22 protein-coding genes are annotated in these 21,486 nt (G+C 38.8%); 1 reads left to right on the top strand and 21 read right to left on the bottom strand.

The features are described 5' to 3' along the window. Positions 1-131: 131 nt before the first annotated feature. Positions 132-806, top strand: coding sequence for a metal-dependent hydrolase (locus CAO17_RS14315; protein WP_085993362.1), 675 nt, complete (start codon positions 132-134; stop codon positions 804-806). Between the two features lie 128 nt (positions 807-934). On the opposite strand, the gene rlmD is transcribed toward CAO17_RS14315, so the two are convergent. From rlmD to CAO17_RS14420, 21 genes are all read right to left on the bottom strand, one after another. After that, entirely contained in the window at positions 935-2,419 is a 1,485-nt protein-coding gene (rlmD, locus tag CAO17_RS14320) for a 23S rRNA (uracil(1939)-C(5))-methyltransferase RlmD (protein WP_085993363.1), read from the bottom strand. Positions 2,420-2,578: 159 nt separating this feature from the next. Beyond that, positions 2,579-3,283, bottom strand: a complete 705-nt coding sequence (locus tag CAO17_RS14325; RefSeq protein ID WP_085993364.1) for a hypothetical protein — start codon at positions 3,281-3,283, stop codon at positions 2,579-2,581. Next, positions 3,276-4,157 (bottom strand): ATP-binding cassette domain-containing protein, encoded by an 882-nt coding sequence (locus tag CAO17_RS14330; RefSeq protein ID WP_085993365.1) that lies wholly within the window; start codon positions 4,155-4,157, stop codon positions 3,276-3,278. Before CAO17_RS14330 ends, CAO17_RS14325 begins: the two co-directional genes overlap by 8 nt. A gap of 3 nt (positions 4,158-4,160) precedes the next feature. After that, a complete protein-coding gene (locus CAO17_RS14335; RefSeq protein WP_085993366.1) occupies positions 4,161-4,532 on the bottom strand; it encodes a GntR family transcriptional regulator in 372 nt (123 codons plus the stop codon). 675 nt (positions 4,533-5,207) lie between these two features. After that, on the bottom strand, positions 5,208-5,684 hold the full coding sequence (locus CAO17_RS14340) for a thioesterase family protein (RefSeq protein ID WP_085993367.1): 477 nt from the start codon (positions 5,682-5,684) through the stop codon (positions 5,208-5,210). 12 nt (positions 5,685-5,696) lie between these two features. Next, entirely contained in the window at positions 5,697-6,671 is a 975-nt protein-coding gene (locus tag CAO17_RS14345) for a 3-hydroxyacyl-CoA dehydrogenase NAD-binding domain-containing protein (RefSeq protein WP_143833768.1), read from the bottom strand. A gap of 1 nt (position 6,672) precedes the next feature. After that, the gene (locus CAO17_RS14350; protein ID WP_085993368.1) at positions 6,673-7,566 is read right to left on the bottom strand and encodes a beta-keto acid cleavage family enzyme; all 894 of its coding nucleotides are present in this window, start codon (positions 7,564-7,566) and stop codon (positions 6,673-6,675) included. Between the two features lie 16 nt (positions 7,567-7,582). Continuing rightward, positions 7,583-8,119 carry a GbsR/MarR family transcriptional regulator gene (locus tag CAO17_RS14355; protein ID WP_085993369.1) on the bottom strand — a complete coding sequence of 179 codons (537 nt, stop codon included), beginning with the start codon at positions 8,117-8,119 and terminating at the stop codon, positions 7,583-7,585. 37 nt (positions 8,120-8,156) lie between these two features. Beyond that, positions 8,157-9,833 carry a CocE/NonD family hydrolase gene (locus CAO17_RS14360; RefSeq protein WP_245831855.1) on the bottom strand — a complete coding sequence of 559 codons (1,677 nt, stop codon included), beginning with the start codon at positions 9,831-9,833 and terminating at the stop codon, positions 8,157-8,159. A gap of 47 nt (positions 9,834-9,880) precedes the next feature. Then, positions 9,881-10,531 carry an ABC transporter permease gene (locus CAO17_RS14365; protein WP_085993370.1) on the bottom strand — a complete coding sequence of 217 codons (651 nt, stop codon included), beginning with the start codon at positions 10,529-10,531 and terminating at the stop codon, positions 9,881-9,883. A gap of 1 nt (position 10,532) precedes the next feature. Next, complete coding sequence (locus tag CAO17_RS14370; RefSeq protein ID WP_085993371.1) at positions 10,533-11,456, bottom strand: osmoprotectant ABC transporter substrate-binding protein; 924 nt, start codon at positions 11,454-11,456, stop codon at positions 10,533-10,535. Positions 11,457-11,473: 17 nt separating this feature from the next. Then, positions 11,474-12,118, bottom strand: coding sequence for an ABC transporter permease (locus tag CAO17_RS14375; RefSeq protein ID WP_085993372.1), 645 nt, complete (start codon positions 12,116-12,118; stop codon positions 11,474-11,476). Positions 12,119-12,130: 12 nt separating this feature from the next. Next, positions 12,131-13,282 (bottom strand): betaine/proline/choline family ABC transporter ATP-binding protein, encoded by a 1,152-nt coding sequence (locus tag CAO17_RS14380; RefSeq protein WP_085993373.1) that lies wholly within the window; start codon positions 13,280-13,282, stop codon positions 12,131-12,133. A 658-nt stretch (positions 13,283-13,940) separates the two neighbouring features. Then, positions 13,941-14,468 (bottom strand): winged helix-turn-helix domain-containing protein, encoded by a 528-nt coding sequence (locus CAO17_RS14385; RefSeq protein ID WP_085993374.1) that lies wholly within the window; start codon positions 14,466-14,468, stop codon positions 13,941-13,943. Next, a complete protein-coding gene (locus tag CAO17_RS14390; RefSeq protein ID WP_085993375.1) occupies positions 14,443-14,631 on the bottom strand; it encodes a DUF6220 domain-containing protein in 189 nt (62 codons plus the stop codon). Before CAO17_RS14390 ends, CAO17_RS14385 begins: the two co-directional genes overlap by 26 nt. A 360-nt stretch (positions 14,632-14,991) precedes the next feature. Beyond that, positions 14,992-15,522, bottom strand: coding sequence for a hypothetical protein (locus CAO17_RS14395; RefSeq protein ID WP_085993376.1), 531 nt, complete (start codon positions 15,520-15,522; stop codon positions 14,992-14,994). Positions 15,523-15,911: 389 nt separating this feature from the next. Next, a complete protein-coding gene (locus CAO17_RS14400; protein ID WP_085993377.1) occupies positions 15,912-18,158 on the bottom strand; it encodes a sensor histidine kinase in 2,247 nt (748 codons plus the stop codon). Beyond that, entirely contained in the window at positions 18,136-18,828 is a 693-nt protein-coding gene (locus CAO17_RS14405) for a response regulator transcription factor (RefSeq protein ID WP_085993378.1), read from the bottom strand. The genes CAO17_RS14400 and CAO17_RS14405 overlap by 23 nt, the downstream gene beginning before the upstream one ends. A gap of 325 nt (positions 18,829-19,153) precedes the next feature. Beyond that, on the bottom strand, positions 19,154-19,447 hold the full coding sequence (locus CAO17_RS14410; RefSeq protein ID WP_085994504.1) for a hypothetical protein: 294 nt from the start codon (positions 19,445-19,447) through the stop codon (positions 19,154-19,156). Positions 19,448-19,581: 134 nt separating this feature from the next. Next, the gene (locus CAO17_RS21120) at positions 19,582-19,740 is read right to left on the bottom strand and encodes a hypothetical protein (RefSeq protein WP_179151967.1); all 159 of its coding nucleotides are present in this window, start codon (positions 19,738-19,740) and stop codon (positions 19,582-19,584) included. A gap of 774 nt (positions 19,741-20,514) precedes the next feature. Beyond that, the coding region (locus CAO17_RS14420; protein ID WP_085993379.1) for an ISL3 family transposase at positions 20,515-21,486 on the bottom strand (972 nt) is incomplete at its 5' end.

Below are 21,486 nucleotides of genomic sequence, written 5' to 3' on the forward strand. Positions count from 1 at the left end.
CAACCGCCATTGTAAAAATCAACATAAGAACAGATATCAAGTTTCCACACATCAACCGTCTCTACAACATTAAAAATGTACAAAAACAGCCTAAGTAAAGGACTGGCAAAAAACCACAAAGAGGTGACAGCATGAGGGGACGAACGCATTTAACAATAGGATTAGGAATAGGAGTCGTGGCATGTGTTAATCAACCATTTGACATGATGCCTGTCATTTTAGCTGCTTCTGGTGTCGCTTCCCTAGCTCCTGATTTAGATGCCAATAATCTATTAAACAGACGAGTTACAAGGACAGCCAAATGGATTAAAGAGATTGGCGTTTTTGTTGCAGTGGCAATGATTTTACTTGCTATGCTTACATACATTTTTGATCTGGAATTTCTTCCATTTCTAGATGAGAGTTGGTTTAACCAGCAAAATAGCCTGCTTCTCTTAGGATGGGGAGCCGTTATACTAGGGATTTCCCTAAGAAATCAGGAAACAGTGAAAAATATTCTGATGAGCATCATTGGTTTTTTCCTGCTATCTTATGCCGTGAACCATGAGATTGGTTGGCTGATGATGTTTGCCATATACCTGGGGGGTGTCGGCTGGTTCGCCCATCGAGGACTAACACACACCATCTGGGCATTGACCTATTGGTGGTATATGTCACATTTATTAGAGCTTAGCATGGAAATAGACGGTTTAGCGCTGATTTCTACGTTAGCCTATCTTTCACACATTATAGGGGATATGCTAACGAAACAAGGAGTTAAATTTCTTTATCCAATTACCAATAAGGTATTTCGTATGCGTATGTAAAAGGCTATGCTTACATATTTCTCCGGTCCAACTGCTAGACAAAAAGAGACGGTTCTGATGCAACAGACATTGCATCAAATGAACCGTCTCTCCTTGCACAAACAAAGCAAGAACCTCTACCGTTCTGCTCATTTCTTCAACACGATTTCGGCTACGCTTTCTACATGTAATGTCTGCGGAAACATATCCACTGGTTGGATACGTTTCACCTCATATCCATTTTGAACGAGATATTTCATATCCCGGGCCTGGGTGACAGGATTACAGGACACGTAAACGACACGCTTTGGCTTTAGTTTTACCACGCTAGACAAGAACGCTTCGTCACTCCCGCTTCGTGGTGGATCCATAATGACTACATCCGCTTTCTCACCATGTGCTGCCATCTTCACCATGAATTCTCCCGCATCGCCTTGATAGAAGCGAGCATTTTTCACGCCATTGCGCTTGGAATTGTGGATGGCGTCTCGAACCGCATCTTTGTTCAACTCGACACCAATAACCTTGCCAGCCTTTTGGCTTGCAATCAGACCAATTGTCCCAATCCCGCAGTATGCATCGATCACGGTTTCTTTTCCAGTCAACTGGGCCATTCCAATCGCCCGTGCATATAACTTTTCCGTTTGGACCGGATTGATCTGATAAAAGGATTTCGCGGATATATCAAACTTCATTCCACAAAGGGTATCGGTTATCGTCCCTTTTCCAAACAACACTTTTTCCTGATTACCTAGAACCATGCTCGTATTCCGATTATTCACGTTCATGAGGATGGTCGTAATCTCTGGGTGGGCCTTCCTGAGTGCTTTCACAAAATGATTCTTCCCTTTAAAAATAGGGGAAGCTACAACCAGCACCACCATGATCTCACCACTAACCTTGCCGACCTTCACCAGTACGTGACGCAGAAAGCCTCGCCCAGTATCTTCATTATATGGTTGCATTTTAAAGGACTTCATCATGTCCTTCATCGTATTCCAGATTTCATCCGCTTTTGGGTCGTGAATGAGACACCGATCCATGGAGATAAGCTGGTGACTGTTCTGAGCGTATAGCCCACCAATAATTTGCCGTTCCCGATTCAGACCAAATGTTGTATGGCTCTTGTTTCGGTAATCATACGGATGGTCCATGGTTAAAATAAGTTCTGGTTTACCGAATGGTCTCATCAACTTTTGGATGGTCTCCTGCTTGAAACGCTTTTGCGCCTGCTCGTTCATATGCTGCAACTGACATCCTCCACAAGCATAATAATATGAACACATTGGCTTCACCCGGTCTTTAGCCGGGGTGATGATCCGCTTCAATTGCGCGTGAACTACTCGCCCGCTTGTGGACACAGCAATCTCCGCTTTTTCGCCTGGCAACAGATGCTCCACCTCTAGCTGCCTTCCTTCCCATTGGACAATCCCTTTCCCCTCATGGGACAGCCCTGCGCAGACCACCTCTACGGTTACTTTTTTCTTATTCCCTCGACGATTACTTGTTTTCGACTGCTTTCCATGTAATTTGTTGCTCTCGGTAGCCAATGCGGAACGATTCTTCCCATATGATTTATTTGATTGATGGCGCTTTTTTTGCGTTTTATATCCATTATTCTTACGCTTATTCATAGGCACTTCCTATCTATTTTTATTCGGTTTATCATTATATACTATCGAAAGAGACTAGTAAAACCTCCTAAAGAAAAAGCAATCACCAAATATTGGATGATACAAGAGGGACGGTTCCTTTGCTACAGATTTGCACAGCATCAGAACCGTCCTCTTGTATCATTTTATTTTAATGGGTATATCTCTTACTATTTTGTATACCAATATAGTTGATATCGCTGCTATAACGATAGATCCTACTATGGCGATGGCAACATGGGGTACTGGAATCGTAAAGTCAACTAATCCCATCATTGGTTTCGGTGTACTAAATGCCCATAAAAGATCATTGAGAGATACGATAACAAAAGCTACCACAATGGAAACAAATCCGCCAGCACCCCCATATCGATAAAAGCCTAAGCCAACTAGCCATCCAGATAGAAAATATACCATGACTACAATGATATAAGAGATGGTAGTCCATAACCAACTACCTTCCCCAAGAGATGATAACACACCCCCCGTTAAAGCGTTGATGTCCATTACACTTAGGATCCACGTTAGAATGGTTGTAATACCGATAGTAGTGATTGCTAAACCAATGGATGAATAGAATGCTCCTTGAAAGTATGATTTTCTAGTCACACCATGCTTCACATACATTGGTAGGAATGCCAGGCTTGAAAGAATCCCGCAGATGAGCAGAAAGATTGTGGCTGTTTGAAAGGTAAAGGTAAGTAACGACATCGACCTTATTTCTGGTTCATCCACGATCCAAAAAACGGCAACGTAAAAAACATAAACAATTGGCAAGTACCACGCTACCCATTTCATTTGTACTGAGTATAGGTCCATCGTTATTTTCTTAACCGTTTCATTCATTTTCATTCCCCTCCTTTGTCAACTGAATAAATAAATCATGCAGGGAGACATTTCCTATTTCTAGCCCTTTTCGTTTTATATCGTCTACTTTTTCTCTCGGTATTTCTCCGTACACCATCACCGATTTCGTTCCCCCTAGCTGTTGTTCACGTAATACATGTAATCCATCAACTACTTCTTCTACATCTTTAATGGTACCTGTCAACGAGAATCCTATTTGCAAGAGAACATCCATTTCCTCTTGGATGATTAATTTTCCTTTGTGAATAATAAGAGCTTCATCAAACAAGTATTCCATTTCTGATACTAAGTGGGTAGATAAGATGAAGATTCTGGGGTTACGTGCTTGCTCTTCTAAAACTTCTTTATAAAAAATCTCTCGAGTAGGTGCATCCATTCCTTGATATGCCTCATCGAAAATAGTGATTGGCGTTCTATTCGCTAACCCGATGGTTACATTAAAGGCAGATTGCATTCCCGTTGATAATTTCCTCAATGGTTTATCTGTTGGCAGCTTGAATAAGTCCACCAATTGTTCCGCATAGTTCCTATCAAAGGTAGGACGATAGCGCTCGGCTAGTTCAATGAATTGACGAATGGTATCATATTCGTCTTTATAGTCTGTTTGATGAACGAACGTTACCTGGGCCATTGCTTTCTCATTCTCAAAAATATTTTCCCCATCTAGCATTAATTCCCCACTCGTCGCCTTGCGATAGGCAGCTAATAACGACAATAGCGTCGTTTTTCCAGCACCATTTCGACCGATTAGTCCATATATTTTCCCATTATCCAATGTAAAGTTAATATCACTTAATGCGTTAAATTCTTGATAGGAAACACCGATATTTTTTGCCTCTACTTTCTTAGTCATCTTTCACACTTCCTTTCCTTTCCATTTTTCTATTATTTTCACGATTTCACTGTCTGACAATCTCAGTTTTCGCGCTTCTTTTAACATCGGTAGAACAAATTCCTCAGCAAAACCTTCTCTTCGCTGTTGCAGCAATTTTTCCTTCGCACCTTCTGCCACAAACATGCCGACACCTCTCTTTTTATAAATAATTTCCTCTTCCACAAGAAGGTTAATCCCCTTCGAAACAGTGAGGTGATTCACCTTATAAAACTGAACGAGCTGGTTCGTCGACGGAATTTGGTCATGCTCTTTTAGTTGCTCATTTATGATCTGGTCTTCAATTACTTCTTTTATTTGAATGAATATAGGTCGTTTATCATCTAACTTGCTCAATGCTCGCGTCACCTCCACTTATTGTTATAGGGTTATATAGTTATGTATATAAGTATATGTGCGTGCGCAATTAATGTCAACGGTGAATGGTGCTAACTTATTAGCCTTATATGAAGAAAACCGCCAATTATGGCGGTTTTTTCTTCTTAGATGATTTTATTTTTGTATCAATTTTTCCTCATGAATATTCCATTGTACATCTGCTACATTTTGAATTAATTGTTTATCATATGAGGCAAAGAGAATGGTGCCGATAACTCATTTACTGGAAGCAACCAAACTTTGCTTTGGTGAAATCGTTAAACTAGAATCATGATTCCCAATATGGTGTAGCAATGTACTTTTACCAGTACCGCTGCTCCCCGTGATTGCGATTTTTTGACCAAGTGTTGGTAATAATGCGTAAACAGCAGAGCGAGCTTCATCTTCGTTTATTCCCTACCACTAAACTGAACCGAGTCATCCCGTACACCTAACTTACCCAGTAATGATGGACAATAATTTGCTACTATTTATATTGCTAATTCCATTACCACATACTTTTAAACCTTAAAAAGCCAATAAAAATAGAGGTACCCATCATTTACGAATGGTACCTCGTTTCATTACCGTTTTATTTTTTTATGATTCGCAACCTAGCTCTAGACCATGTTTTCCCACCATCTCAGCTACTAGTTAAGCTTTTCTTCTAATTCCGATAATCCGTCCAACTTCACTTGGCTTTTCAGTTGGTGTATGTTTGTTTGCTATCTCTTCTATATTTGACATGACTTCATCTGGAAAAGGGGCGGGTCTACCACTCGTTTGATCGATTCCCATGACCATTTGTTCACTAGTTGCCGCACGTTTTTGATTTTCCCCATACAATTCAAAGAATAAATGGGCTCGTTTGGCGTCATAATCGATGACATAGAGGTGGACTTCAAATGCTTCATCCAGCTTCATTTCATCCAAATAGCATACATGATTTTCTAACGTAAACATGGTATAATTCTGTTTTTTCCTGAAATCCGCTGTGATGCCAATAAGATCCATGAATTGATCGACACCCGAACTGAATGCCCGAACATAATCGGCATCATTCATGTGACCATTATAGTCAATCCAGGCTTGTGGGACCTTGTCTTTGATTAAAACCTTTGACTGTACCAACTCTTCCCCTCCTTATAGCCTTCCTGTCAAATTAGCACCTGGCCAATACTTTTCCAATAATTGCTGTAGCTCAATTAAAAATTCGTCACGGCGATTTTCCAATTGCTCCATTTCTATATTGCGCGTTTGGTTTTCACATCCGGTAATAACCTTTTCTGCTAATTCATCCGTCAGTTCTGGTGCTTCTAATTTCGTCCAAGGAAGCTTTAATGCTGGTCCAAATTGGTGAAGAAGGTGGCGCATGCCTTCCTTTCCACCGCCCATATGCAACGTTAGAAACGGCCCCATTAATGCCCATCTGAGACCCGGTCCATAAATAATGGAAGCATCCACTTCTTCTGTTGTTGCTACCCCATCATTCACAATATGAAGGGATTCACGCCAGATGGCTTCCATTAATCGATCTGCGATATGACCTTCTATTTCCTGACGCACAACGAGTGGTTTCATGTGAAGCGATTCATAAAACATTCTTGCTTTTTCAATAAAAGCAGACTCCGTTTTTTCCCCGCCTACCAATTCAACTAAAGGCATTAAATAGACCGGATTAAATGGATGGGCGACGATGACACGCCCAGGATGGTTTGTACAATCTGCCTGCAATGTGCTTGGTAAAATACCAGATGTACTAGAAGCAATAACTGCTTCTTTTGGTGCATACGCATCGATACTTGCAATGACACTACGCTTTAATTCTTCGCGTTCTGGAACATTTTCTTGAACAAAATCTGCTTCCTTTAGTGCCTTTTGTAAGTCAGCTTCAAAAAATAGATTATCCTTTGAAGCATTTTCCGCAAGCCCCATTTTTTCCATCCATGGCCATGCACGTTCCACCGCTTCTCTTGTACGCTCTTCTGCTTTTGGATCAAGATCAGATGCGGTGACGGTATACCCATTCGCTAGAAAACGTGTAATCCACCCATTCCCAATTACACCGGTTCCTACTACTGTGATTTTTTTTATTGAAGCATCGTTAGACATTGTCATGTTAGCCTTCCTTTCCATACGGGTTACGTAATCCTAGATGTTTTCTTGCTTCAGCTGGTGTCATTATATCTGAACCTAGGCTGTGAACCATTTGAACCGCTTTGTCAACCAGTTGTTCATTCGTAGCCAATTGGCCTTTTTTCAGGTAAAGATTGTCCTCTAGACCGACACGAATATTTCCACCTTGAAGAAGGGATTCCATCGCCATTGGTATTTGTTTACGACCAATCCCAAAAGCAGCCCATGATGCATTTTCTGGAATGCGACTCTTCATATAGGATACGGTTTCTGCATCTGCATCGGCACCCCATGGAATACCTAAACAAAATTGGAAAATCGGATCACCATCAATAAGTCCTTCTTGAATTAATTGATTCGCAAATCGTACATGTCCTGTATCAAAGCACTCTAATTCCGGCTTAACCCCACTGTCTTGAACCATTTTCGCTTGTTTTCTTAACCAATCAGTAGGACTGACATATAGCATATTGCCAAAGTTCACACTTCCACAATCAAGTGTACACATTTCCGGTAGGATCTTTCCGATTGGTTCATGACGTTCCTCAGGTGTTTGCATATCCGTTCCTTCTCCACCTGTGGTTGGGTCTTGTTCATTCGGTACCCAATCTCCCCCACCACCAGATGTAAGGTTAATGATGACATCTGTTTCTGATTCTCGGATTCTTTCTACTACTTCCTCAAATAAACGCACATCATGGCTAAGCTTTCCTGTCTTCGGATCACGAACATGAATATGTGCGATGGTAGCACCTGCTTTTGCTGCTGCGATAGCTGAGTCAGCAATTTCCTTTGGTGTCACAGGTACATGAGAACTCTTTGAAGTCGTTTCTCCAGCACCTGTTAATGCAGCTGATAGAATAACCTTTTTATTCATTTTATCCACTCCTCATTTATTTATTTTTTGGAACATGCTTAAAGATTTCTCCACTCTCAAAAAAGTCGGTTACCCGGCGAATCCAATCATAATAATCCATCCATTCTTTTAACTCCGCTAGTAATTCATTAACAGCTTGCTCATCTTCCGGGCTTAAATCTTTTTCATCTTGTAGCTGATCTAATCGCTTCATGATCTTTTGTTCAAATGAGCGACTTCGATTAATCGCTTTTTGCCATGTGGAAGTAAAAAGGGAAATAAATGTTTGGTAATAGTCTTCCTCCACTTGGTATAAATCTTTACGAACACCCTTTTTAAAAACGCGTTCCGCGATATTCAAGTCCTGCATTTCTCGAACAACCTGACTCATTCGTGTTTTACTCATACCCGTTTCTTCGGATAATTCATCAAGCGTCATCGGCTCACGGTTCATATAGATAATCCCTAACACACGTCCAACACTTGTTGAAACACCAAAAGCATTCATATTGTCCGTTATTTTTTCAATAAATTGCGTTCTCACATCATCAACGCTGTTATGACGATGCTCCATTTTACTGCCCCCTTATTGGTTAAGACTCAGACATCCGTTACGACTTCCCAGTTGGCACGAATATAGCCGAATGCTTATTCCCACCATGGAAAATGGATTCAAATGCTACCTTACCACTTGTATGTGTTTTTGTCGTTTTTCCATTATTTAAGTTAATATCATAGAGTGGTGCATTACTTGCTGCCATATCCAACCGTAATTGATGACCCTTTTTTAGGGTATATGCAGTTGTCCCAATATCCACTTCCATACAAAATGGCTCACCTACTACGTTTAGCTTTTCCCGATGAAAGGAATCTACTATATTATAGGGTCGTCCTTCTGGGTCTACATCCGTTATTCGTAATGCAATATCAACTAATTCCGTTTGGGCTGACATCCATAGTTGTGCTCGGATGGTACCTCGTATCGGATAATCCTCATCTAGTGGTGCACTTGTGTATACCAGAACATCCTCACGGTCCTGTATATCACCCATGTCAAACATTCCCGATTCGTTACCAGCAATAAGACTTCCTCCCCCTCGAGTTGGAACAGGGTGCTGGGGGTCCAGCTTCATTTTACTTTCTGTCTCATTTGCTAGGGAATGCTTCATTAATCTTCCATCACCCTCACGCGTCTGGGATGCCCCTTGACTATGAAGGAACCACTCATCCTCCACTATTCCATTGTTAACCGGCAACAAGTCATAAGCTTCCCAACGGTTTTCTTCCATCAGATATAAATGAACCGGTTTTTCCATGGACATGGGCTTGTCCTTTAGCCATTTATCAAACCATTCGATATGAATTTCAGTCGGATCTTTGACGTGATCCACGCCGATGTTTGTTTTAGCATGTGGAAAGAATCGTTCCCCACATCTACCTGTCATCTCTTCATGTGTCCACGGACCAATCCATAACATCTTTTCTCCACCATAATGCGCATATACCTCTAAAGTGGTATTTAATAAGGCGTCGAACCATCCCCCAATAAATAAGGCAGGAATCGTAACGCCTGGGATTTTATCCAGAAGATTTGTTTCCTTCTTCCATTCAGCTGGCAACGTATCATTTATCAAATCAAAATAGTAAGAATCTGCATCTAGATCTTTTATTGGCTTCCAATCGTCAGCTGGTGCATGGGATAACCATTCTGCTATATTTTCGTAATATAAATCGAATGCTTCCTGATTAAAAGTCCCCTTCCGCTTCAACTGATCCTCTAACATGGAGCCCAAAACCCAGGTTTGCAATTTGGAACTGGTGGTTGCTTCATCCTCTTTCCCTACAAATCCCCCTAATAGATCTCCACTCGTCATCACGGGGGCAATGGCTTTTAGGGATGGGGGTCTTTCTGTTGCTGCTGCCAATTGGGTATATCCGTGATAGGACATGCCGAACAATCCAACCTTTCCATTGGAATAGGGTAGGTTTGCTGCCCATTCAACAGATTCATATCCATCCTGTGCTTCATGAATACAAGGAAAGAATTCACCTTCTGAAGCAAACCTCCCCCGTACATCCTGAAGAATGACAACATATCCTGCTTCTACCATGCGCGGAACCTCTAAATACTCGTCATAATACCGAGGCGTTTCTTTATCATATGGTAACCGAAGCATGAGGACAGGATACTCGGACTCCGTATTAGGACGATATACATCCGCTCGTAAAATTGTTCCATCTGACAAGGTGCAAGAGATATTCTTTTCGATTATCATGTTCTGTTTCAACGTCGTCACCTCTATTTATACAATCACTACTGTACGTTATCATGCTGTTACTTCGAAGACTTCACGGGTTGTAGTTTCCGCTCAATCCAACCTAAGACAACATCCGCGATAATCGCCATCAATGCCGTCGGAATCGCCCCTGCTAAAATAATCGCCGTTCCATCTGTCGCGTTGGTTCCGGTGAGAATAATGGCACCAAGACCACCTGCACCAACGAATGCACCGATGGCAGCAATACCGATACCGATGACAAATGCGGTACGGATACCGGCCATAATCACACTAATCGCTAATGGTAATTCAACCATACGTAGTAATTGAAACTTTGTCATGCCAGAAGCATAACCAGCCTCTATTACCGTTTTATCTACATCCTTCATCCCAACATAGGTATTTTGGGTAATGGGTAGTATTGAGTAAATCATCAGGGTTGCTATTGCCGTATTCGTACCAAGCCCCAGCACAATCATAATAACTGCCATCGCACCTAACGCTGGAATCGTCTGTGTGATACTTCCAAATGCTAACACCCAGCTACTTAGTTTTCCATATTTTGCTATAAGGATACCCAAAGGAATAGAGATAATCGAAGCGAATAGCACACCATAAAAAGACATTAGAAAATGCCTATAAAATTGTTCCCAGATATAATCGCCATTTTGGCTTACATACTGAATCAATTGATCCAATGTTTCCATATCACTTCTCCCCTTTCTCCTCAAAGTAATTATTCTCTTCTAGAAAATCTCTTGCCACTTTTCTAGGACTCATTAATTCTACATCCGCATTATAATTAAGCTCCTGCATTTTATCCGTAGAAATTTGTCCGGATAAACGCTCGGTTATATCTTGAATGGCAGGGTATTTTTCTAATACTTCATTTGCAATGACAGGAGATGAATCATATGGAGGGAAGAATTGTCTATCATCCTCTAACACCTTCAAATCAAACTGTTTAATTCTACCGTCCGAGGAATAGGCGAGGACAACATCCATATGTCCACTTGCAGCCGCCTGGTAAACTAACCCAATATTCATCGGATACACTTCACCAAAATCAAAATAAGTCTCCTTGAATCCATCATAGCCATCTCCTTTACGATTAATCCAGGCATTATCCACACCAAATCGTAATTCATCTGCATATGGCTCCAGGTCTGAGATTGTTTCAATATTATTTTCTTCCGCAAACTCCGATGTCACAGCTACAGAATAACTGTTTTCAAAACCATAGGTCGGTGCCCATGTTTGATTAAAGCGTTCCTGAAATTCTCGTTTAACGATGTTTAATGCTTTCACAGGATCGGTTATCGGGTCCATCCCTAGCGCTCCGGATAAATCCGTTCCGGTATAACGTGTACTTGATATATCTAGGTCTCCTCTCATCATCCCCTGATGCTGAACAATTGAGGATCCGAGATGGGAAATAATCTCTGTATCTGCGTCCGTTTCTCTTTCAATCAAAATGGAAAGCATTTCTGCTAATATGTGTGATTCCGATGTTCCTAGTGCACCAATCTTGATTGTTTCTTTTGTCGTCCCTGAAAGTCCTGGCAAGGAACACCCTACCAACATGGCAAGGGAAACGAAGATGATGACACCCTTTAACATTTTGTTCTTCACACGTTTCACCTCCAAAATTATACTGTCTTATAAGAATCCCGTAGCCCTGTAGGAGTCAATTTATTCTCTAATAATGCAAGCGAGCGATCGGCAATTAAGGCAAGAATCGTTGCTGGTACCGTACCTGCAATGATTAATTCTGGTTGATATAAGTTCAATCCATCAAAGATAAAATCACCAAGACCACCGCCACCAATAAATGCGGCTAATGTTGCCCAACCAATTAAATAGACGGTTGATAAACGAACCCCCGCCATAATAACCGGCAATGCCATGGGAAATTCGACTTTGACAATCGACTGCCAGCTGCTCATTCCCATCCCTTTTCCTGCTTCTACGACTCCTTGGTCGACCTCACGAACACCTATATACGTATTACGTAAGATTGGTAGAAGGGAGTAGAAAAATAACGCAAGAATAGCAGGTAATTTTCCGACACCTAAAATAGGAATAAAGAATGCTAGAATGGCTAGACTTGGAATCGTTTGTAGGATCCCAACGAATGAAATAAATCGATCGGCAAATTTTGGCACGCGAGAAAGCATGATGCCTAGTGGGATAGCTACGAGCACACCTAATAGAATCGCAGCAAGAGAAATGTACAAGTGTTCCCACGTTTTAAATAGTAGTTCATTACCATGTGTCGTAAAGAATTCAATCATATTTATCGCCTCCTATTCTGCAGCTACTGCTAATTCTTCTAGTTCCATTCCGTCGCCCCAAATCGAGTCATATACAAGGTTAGCAAGGGTAGCGCGTGTAACAATCCCTACTAAACGTTTATCTCCATCTACGACTGGTACATAAGTGGCTCCACGACGAAGAATTTTATAAACCGTATCACGTAGTAAGCTATCATGGGATACCGTATAAATCCCTTCCTCCATGATTTCATCTACAACATTTGCTTTCTTATGGTTCAGATTAATGGATTCAATATCAATAAATCCCTGTAGGACATTGGCTGAATCAACGACAAGTAAGGAGTCAACATGCTTATCACGCATAACCGAGATTGCATCTCTTAATGTTGTCCCAACCTGAACGGTGATTGGTTTCCCTTCCATAATCTGTTCTACCGTCGTAACATCTGGTCGTCCTTGAATAAGACGATCCTTTCCTAAAAATTCCTCTACAAATTCGTTTGCTGGGTTTCTAAGAATTTCATCTGGCGTGTCCGCTTGAACTACTTCTCCGTTCCTCATAATGACAATGCGGTCACCAAGCTTCAATGCCTCATCCATATCATGAGTGACGAACACAATCGTTTTTCCTAATTCCTTTTGAAGCTTCTTAAACTCTTCTTGTAAGGAATCTCTCGTAATCGGGTCAAGCGCACCAAACGGTTCGTCCATTAAAATCAATGGAGGATTTGCTGCTAGCGCGCGTAATACACCGATTCGCTGTTGCTGTCCCCCACTTAATTCGTGTGGATATTTATCCAAATATTCTTCTGGTAAATCGACTAATTTCAATAATTCACGTGCACGCTTATCTTTTTTCTCCTTCGACCATTTCAGTAACGTACCGACAAGAACAATGTTTTCCTTAATGGTCATATGTGGTAAGAGTCCGATTTGTTGGATGACATAGCCAATTGATCGACGTAATTCAACTGGGTCCTGGTCTTGAATATTTTTACCATCTACAAGAATATCTCCTTCCGATATACCGATTAGACGGTTGACCATTTTCATCGTTGTTGTTTTCCCACAACCACTCGGACCTATAAAACAAACAAACTCTCCCTTATTTATTTTCAAGTTCAAATTCTTTACTGCGGTTTTTCCATCGTATCGTTTCGTTACATTATTAAACTCTAACAATGTATGCACCTCCGTAAGTAGTCTCTCTCTTGTTGAATCACTGTTTTCTAGTATATAGAAATAAGGAAAGATACAAAAACGGCAAATAACCTCATGCAGTTTTAAAAATCCGTAAAGTTTTTATTGCATAAAGTTTATAAAGTGTTTTTCTTAGAATTCCTCCAAATTTCGACACCTTTCGTCATATTTAATCGGATTATTTATGGGTATATGGGGTATGTATTTCTTCTGTAATGGTGGGTATATCAGGGGTGGAAGCGATTAATACAGAGAGCATTAAATGAGAGGCTTTATATGTAACGTAATAATTTAAAAAAGCTGATACATATCCAATAAATTATCTTGCTTCAAATCGTAATGTAAAAATGAGTGTTATTTACTTCATTAAAGTAGAGCAATCCCCTTTGTACCAAGATAAGCAGACGATAAAAAACGTCTGCTAAAATGCTTGCTTCTATTAAGATAGAATGCTTTGTTTGTAGTACTTTATAAAACCAACAAACATTAATATGGTACCGATGATATTGTAAGCAACCCGAAATCCGTGTACGAGATAACAATCATAACGACACTAAACAAAATTCAATAACGAGCAGGCTTAACTTTCCAGGTTAAATGAACGCTAGAATTCCCGTCATAATGCTATCTACTCCTAACTTTATTTTTTAAACCGATAGCCTCCCCCCCATATGGTTTGAATATAGATTGGACTCGAGGGATCTTCTTCTATTTTTTCCCTAAGTTTCCTAATATGAACGGTTACAGTTGTGATATCGCCAACTGAATCGATTCCCCAAATCCGCTCACATAGTTCTTCCTTCGTAAACACGCGATCTGGATTGGAAGCGAACAGGACGATTAAATCAAATTCTTTCGCACATAGCACTTTTTCCTCACCGTTGACATAAATCCTTCGTGAATTCAGGTCGATGTATAGACCTTTTATTTGAATCACATCTGGATCCCTATTTTTCTTAACGAGTCGTTCATATCTAGACATGTGAGCCTTCACTCTCGAAACAAGCTCATTCGGATTAAAAGGTTTTTGAATGTAATCGTCCGCTCCACGATCAAACCCACGTATTTTATCAATATCTTCTTTTCTTGCTGTCACCACTAAAATAGGAATATCCAACATATCGCGTAGTTGTCTGCAAATATCAAATCCATCCGCACCAGGTAGCATTAAATAAATGCACGAAGGTCATATGCTTCATCCAGTTCACTGGACTTATAAAGATTGCCATGCCTGCAGAAAGTATTTGAAAGGTCACACTACATGCAAAAATGATAGCTAGTACTAAATAAAATAATCTTCCTATACGAACGCGTTGACTTATTTTCCCCAAATGGTTTCCTCCTTTGTTGATCTTGTATCTATCATACAAAGGAGATATAAAATCACGCTTAGGTAATTCTTAACTATTTCTTAAATAAAATTGGGTTTCAACTAAAATAACGGTAACCCCTAATGAGCTACCGTTAATATCCATCTGGAAACATTACTTTTCTATATTAGGCGCTTACCTTTATCCCTTTTCCTCTTATGTTCCTATTTAGTTAATCTTTAGAACAAAGCACAAGAGGCAACATCGGGAGATAATTTTTCTTTTTCTTTTCCTTCACCTTTTCTCCATCTATCAATTAAATATAGTCCTAAAAACCTCCTTAGAGGAAACCCTTTTTCAAGGAAACAACTAACAATGATTTTATTTACTGAAGGTTTCCCATAGGTTTGTGTGGATGAGCATATCTTCTATTTTATGTTCTTCATTTAGATTAGCTTGGCCTTTTATTCTTCCTACCTCAGAGTGTTTACTTCCTTCTTTTCGGTACGCTACTTCTACTGTGAAATTATAAATAATCTGTTCTGAATCTGTTTGTTCGAGTTGGATTTCGTTAACCTTTAGTTTATAATTGTTTCTCATTGGTTCTATCCATAATACGGAGCCGTAAGAAGAAACATATTCTTGATAGGATGTATCATTAGCGAAGTAATTTTTATATCGGTTTTCCTCGTACTGCCCAAAAGCAATGATTCCCTCTTCCCCTTCCATATCATTCCATATTTGTTCCAGTTCTTCATCTGGACCATTAAGGTTTTTTTGTAATACCGTTTCTATTGTTCTACGATTTTCATCTTGATTTTCCGATTCTGTGTTTTCTGTACACCCCATCATAAGTAATAGAAAAGAAGTCAATAAAGCGATTACAATAAATGGATGCTTTTGTTTTTTCAAAAAGATTCCCCCTCTATCTATTTATGAGAACAAACGTGTAACAATTTACAAGGTGTAAAGATTCTTTTACACCTTGTAAATTATGGTAAAGGGTCTGTCAAATACGATTTCCATCCTCTTTATCCTGAATATCGATTGTTCACTTATTTGTTTCTTGTACTATCCTACCTTTCAAGATAAAAAAAGCATGACCGCATGAGTTCGGTTTAGCCTACAAATTAAATATTCCTTCTACTACCCTAATTAAACCGAGTAATCATTAATAATTGAATGTCTTTTGTTATAGAATAGCTTCGTTGAAGTAAACGATTATAATAAATACTGTATATTTTGGTAAAGTCAATTGTGCTCACCCATCTCACCTATCCTACTTCTTTTTCCTTTTTCTTTTATTCTTGTAAATATAAAGAAATAGTTACTTTAAACAAATCACCATCTGTTGTGATTTCAAGACTTCCTTGATGAAGATCGACAATAGATTGTGCGATGGCCAAGCCGAGCCCACTTCCTTCCGTATTACGAGATACGTCACCGCGCTTAAACCGTTCAAATAACTCCTCACTATTTTCATTTAATTCATATTTGGACACATTTTTAAACGAAATGATTGCCTTACCATCTTCTGCTGATAGATTAATATAAACACGTGAGTTATCTAGTGAATATTTCAAAATATTACCGATTAGATTATCAAAAACTCGCCATAGCTTCTGGCCATCCACGACAGCATTGATTGGTTGAGTATCATTTGATACCCGAAACGTCAGGTTTGATTCATTAATGATATCATCGTATTCTGCTAAAGCTTGCTGCAATAATTGAACAAGGTCTACCTTTTCCTTTTTCAATTCGATATTTCCACTTGCCATTTTTGAAACCTCGAATAGATCATCAATTAATACCTTTAATCGTTTGGATTTCCGGTCAATTATTTCTAGATATGCTGTACTATCCTCACTGATGTCCCGCTGTTTTTTTAATAATTCCGTGTAAGTAATGATTGAAGTCAGAGGTGTGCGTAAATCATGGCTGACATTGGTAATTAACTCCGTTTTCAACCGCTCACTTTTTGCTTGTTCGTTTTGTGATATTTTTACCCCTTGCTTCAATAAATTAATATTGCTGGCTAGTGTCGCAAATGCTGTTTTCCCAACTACATCTAGGTCCTTACTTAGGTTCCCAGCAGCTAACTCATTGGTGTTTTCGACAATTCGGTTAAAGTACCCAATCTTATTAATAATAATCATCATAATTGGAATTCCAACAACACCAAGCAAAATGATATAGAGAAAAACAAAAATTGGATGTATAACAATGAGAACTGCAGATAAGCCTAAAATAAATATTAATCCAAATACTAGAATCAATTGTGTGCCAGTAGTCTGATCTAAAAAAGCTTCCTTTAGGCTATGAATTAATTTAAGTAATAGTTTTTTTGCCATCATATACATTCTATATAAGAGACTTTCCTGCCATTGTTGTACAGAATTTTTCCAATCCTTGATTGCTTCCAAGAGGAATACCGCTTGGATGATGGTAAATGCTATACCAGCTGATAAAATCAGCATCCCTATAGCCAATAAAAACCCATGTGTAACGGGATCTTCCAATAAAAAATAAATTTGCTCCGCTATTAAAAACAATACGACCAACGTAACCATTCCTGTTATTCCGAGTAACAGAACCCTCACGTCAATCGGAAGTTTGTTATAAAAACGACTCCAACTGCTAACCTCAGCACGCGATTTCTTGGCTCTTTTAAAAATCAGCAATGACAATAAAAGCGCGATGATACTTAGGGATACAGCACCCCAAAAGATGATCTGCTCCCTTTTGAAGTTTTCATATTTGACCATAAATGGATTGGAAGCGGATAGGGATTCAGGAACTCCTATCTTACCTTCCAGCCGCCTATCTGATTTGCTCATAATATCCATTAATTCTCCAGAGCCTGTGATACCATATTGAACCATATTGTCATCGAGAATTGAATATTTAGTGACAAACAACATATTCTTTTCGTTTAGTTGATCTAACGATGCCTCTTCTGGATTATCTAAATTTGTATATACTTCTCCACTTGTAATATCTTTCAAATAATATTGAAAACTGTCTCTATATCTTTCAAACTCAGATTTAAAGTCTTCCTTCTCCCTGTAATAACTTGCTAATTTCTGCTCTTTCTCTTTAATAATCTTAGATTCCACATGCTCATCACTTTCAAAATTCTTCGTGATATCCTCAATCTTAGCATCTCTTTCTGCTATATAGGCTTCAGCAGCTTGTTGATCATCTAAGTCCATTGCCTTTTCAATTCGTGCTTCGTACTGATTAGTAATGCTCTCTATTTGCTCCGGCAAATCTCCATAGCGATAACGGTGGTCATCGATTTCAGCATCACTCACAGTAATAGCTGCTTTGGCCTCTTTCAAGGACAAATTGTTTAGTTCAAACACCCCTAAATATCTAATATATTCATCTACTACTCCATGCCGAAATTCGGACGTATGAAAATAATCTTTTTGCGCGTAAAAATAACCATAGTTAGATAGAAACAAGATGCCAATCAAGCCAACCGTAAACAAGATGGTGCATGTCATCATAACAAATAAACTACTTTTCCATTTTGTATCCAATACCCCACACCACCTTTAAGAATCTAGGATTTTTGGAATCAATCTCAATCTTTTCACGGATCTTTCGGATGTGAACGGCTACCGTATTTTCGGCGTTATAATTAGGCTCTTTCCATACTCGCTCATAAATCTCATTGATAGAGAACACTCGTCCAGCGTTCGTCATTAACAGCTCGACAATTTTATACTCAATCGGTGTAAGCTTCACAACCTCTCCATGCACAGTGACTTCTTTAGAAGCTGCGTCTAAGGTAAGCCCATGAAGGTCAATCACCTTATTCGCACCCTCATACGTACCGAGAGATACATATCTTCTTAATTGCGATTTCACACGGGCAACGAGTTCCATTGGATTGAATGGTTTGGTTATGTAATCATCCGCTCCGACCTGAAGACCTAAAATTTTATCAGTATCCTCACTTTTCGCACTTAGCATAATAATCGGTATATTTTTCTGTTCGCGAATCTTGTCTGTAGCAGCAATTCCATCCAGTCTTGGCATCATAATGTCTAAAATAATGAGATGCACTTCGCTTTCATGTAGAATTTCTAACGCTTCTATTCCATCCTTAGCTTTTAACACCGTCACCCCTTCATTTTTTAAGTAAATTTCAATAGCCTCTCGTATTTCCTTTTCGTCATCTACAACTAGTACATTATAATTATCCATCCTCTACCCTACCTTCAACAGTCTTCTTCCATAGCTTTATAGTAACCATTAATTCTTAACATTCGTTTGATAGATTTCTTAAGATTTTCTTAAGATGTCAGGTAATAACAGGTATAAACAGAGATGGTTCTGATGTGACAAATTGCATCATAGGAACTGTCCCATTGTTCTCTTCCATCCCCACTGATTGTTAGATGAACAAATCAGGAGTTTACTGGCTAGCCGCCCCCGAATTACAAATTTATAATAAATACTGTTATAGAAATGATTTGAACTGTATATGTAATATTTAAAATCTTTCTTTTAACTCTTGCACTAATTAGCTTCATAATGAACCTAAAATAAATGGTGCGATAATTAGTATTATAGAAATGGAACTAAGTGTAATGGAAACATTCCTCGGCAATTTCTTTCTATCCTTCCCCTTATACCAACCAGAGAATTGCAATTTATTTCTATATAAAACAAAGAGTAAAACAATTATTGCTAATGCTCCGAGCCACGAATAGGTTTCAGTTACTCCGCTGATTGTATAAATGTTACCTATAACCGCCCAACCTAAGCAGCCAAAAAGTACAAAAATAATGATTATGCGTAATAGCTCTAATAACGTTCTCATTTCCATTTCCCACCTCTTTTATTCAAGCAGCGAATAGTACAACCAAATGATTTAATCCTTTTTATTTTAATTTAAAAACTTAATAATTTTAGTAAAAAACAACATGATCTGTATTAGAATAATAGATTAAAAGGCTAATTCCTCTTTTCAACAAATAACAAAATTAACGTTGCCAAAGGACCTAATACAAGGGATAGCAAAAACCAGTTTATCCCCGTCCTATTCTTCCCTTGTGCTAGTGCAGCATTTATAAGGGCCAATGTACCCCAACCTACAAAATATTGGTTATCCATCATCTGTCCTCCTCATTTTATTTAACTATACTGTCCGTACAATACTTGAAAATGCTCTTGAATGCCCGTTAATAAATTGATTCTATCTGAAGGAATTTAATTTCTAATGATTACTTAAAGTAATTGTTTCGGTTTTATCATTCATTCTACTGTCACTTCTACCTCGGAATCTTCTCTTATTTTAGCGTTAGTAGGATTTGCCTGATTGTTTGTCCTGAGAACTCCATTTTCATTTAAGGTATAACCACTACCACTAAATCCCCCTGCATTGGTATCTACATCAAAAGTAATGTTTCCAACAGAACGAACATTTTTTCCTTTATAATTTAATTCGAATTCCTGGTCTTCATAATTATTACTATGTTGGGTAACTTTTAATGAGGCTGACTAATTATCTGTTTCGCCTGTAAAAATGAAAGTGCTTGAACTACACGCTGAAAAAAATAATATCAAAACTAACCCTATGAATATTGATAACTTTTTAAGCATACAATATCCTTTCCCTTTTATTACATACGAAACAACATAATGAATGGTTTCAACATTATCACATTATTCAGTCTTTATTAGGTAATAATCACGCTTTTTTAAATATCCTGCCGATAGCTAAAAACTCAAGTAATGAGTGAAATAATAAATAAAACTATGAAAAATATGAAAGGAATCAGGGGAACTATAACACTTCTTATTTCTTCAAAAAAAGACGACCAATTTGATCGCCTTTCTTTAGGTTCTAAGTCAAATGTTGGGGTGGGGCTATTAGCTCCTACCCCTTTAACCTATTGAATTGGCTACGGATTTAAATTGATGGTGTAATAATACCCTTAATCTCAATCGATCATATCTCTTGAATCCAAAGGCATTTCTCTTGATAACCTTTGTTTGATTATTCAATCCTTCAATAAACCCATTACTATACCCAAAGGCAAAGCTGTTCAATATTTCAGGTTGCCAATTTTGTAGCGTCTGTATCGCTTTTTCAAATTCCTCTAAACCCGCATCTTTTACTTGCGTATAAAACTGATACAGCCCTTCTTTAACCTCTTTCATATTATCTTTTCCTATTTTCTTTGCTTCTTCAAACCAAGTTCGATAAGATTCTTTTAACCCATAAGCTGTTCTCAAATCTTCTGATAACCCTAAATATCTTTCTAAGTACCAATGTTGTTTTGCGCTAAGGGCTTCATAATGCTTATAAAATACATGCTTCATTCGCTTGCACTTTTTACGATCATAAGGGTGGAATTCTTTTTGAACTCGTCTTCGCACACGTTCGAGTGCCCAATAAATATAACGACAGAAATGAAATCGATCCGCTATAATAATAGGATTCCCCAATGCTTGTTGAACAGCTGATTTAAAGCTATGACTCATATCCATAATGACTATTTCTACTTTTTCTCCCTTTTCCTGTAGATACTTTTTCACCGTTTTTACGGACCGATCAGGAAGAATATCCAAAGGCTCACCTGTCTCACCATTACCGATAATGGTCTGATATTTACCTTTATTTGTATCGCCCTTATATTCATCGATCGCTATTACCCGTGGCAGAGCTTTAACCTCACGTAATTTACCAGCTGATACGTTATCAAAACGTCGCATAGCTGTATTGGATGACGTATGAAATTGGGCAGCAGTATCCTTGAAATTCTTCCCCTTTATCACTCGAAAACCTAACGCCTGATTCCATTCCACCGTATGTCGCTGATAACGATAGACAATATTATTGTTTTCTACAAACCT

Source organism: Oceanobacillus senegalensis (assembly GCF_900176885.1).
Classification (GTDB): domain Bacteria; phylum Bacillota; class Bacilli; order Bacillales; family Amphibacillaceae; genus Oceanobacillus; species Oceanobacillus senegalensis.

Coding starts and splice junctions, on each gene's coding strand:
- CAO17_RS14375 (WP_085993372.1), bottom strand. CDS start 12,118: ATGATTGAATTCTTTACGACACATGGTAATGAACTACTATTTAAAACG.
- rlmD (WP_085993363.1), bottom strand. CDS start 2,419: ATGAATAAGCGTAAGAATAATGGATATAAAACGCAAAAAAAGCGCCAT.
- CAO17_RS14330 (WP_085993365.1), bottom strand. CDS start 4,157: ATGACTAAGAAAGTAGAGGCAAAAAATATCGGTGTTTCCTATCAAGAA.
- CAO17_RS14385 (WP_085993374.1), bottom strand. CDS start 14,468: ATGCTACCTGGTGCGGATGGATTTGATATTTGCAGACAACTACGCGAT.
- CAO17_RS14345 (WP_143833768.1), bottom strand. CDS start 6,671: ATGACAATGTCTAACGATGCTTCAATAAAAAAAATCACAGTAGTAGGA.
- CAO17_RS14365 (WP_085993370.1), bottom strand. CDS start 10,531: ATGGAAACATTGGATCAATTGATTCAGTATGTAAGCCAAAATGGCGAT.
- CAO17_RS14355 (WP_085993369.1), bottom strand. CDS start 8,119: ATGGAGCATCGTCATAACAGCGTTGATGATGTGAGAACGCAATTTATT.
- CAO17_RS21120 (WP_179151967.1), bottom strand. CDS start 19,740: ATGGATAACCAATATTTTGTAGGTTGGGGTACATTGGCCCTTATAAAT.
- CAO17_RS14350 (WP_085993368.1), bottom strand. CDS start 7,566: ATGAATAAAAAGGTTATTCTATCAGCTGCATTAACAGGTGCTGGAGAA.
- CAO17_RS14325 (WP_085993364.1), bottom strand. CDS start 3,283: ATGAATGAAACGGTTAAGAAAATAACGATGGACCTATACTCAGTACAA.
- CAO17_RS14315 (WP_085993362.1), top strand. CDS start 132: ATGAGGGGACGAACGCATTTAACAATAGGATTAGGAATAGGAGTCGTG.
- CAO17_RS14410 (WP_085994504.1), bottom strand. CDS start 19,447: ATGAGAACGTTATTAGAGCTATTACGCATAATCATTATTTTTGTACTT.
- CAO17_RS14405 (WP_085993378.1), bottom strand. CDS start 18,828: ATGGATAATTATAATGTACTAGTTGTAGATGACGAAAAGGAAATACGA.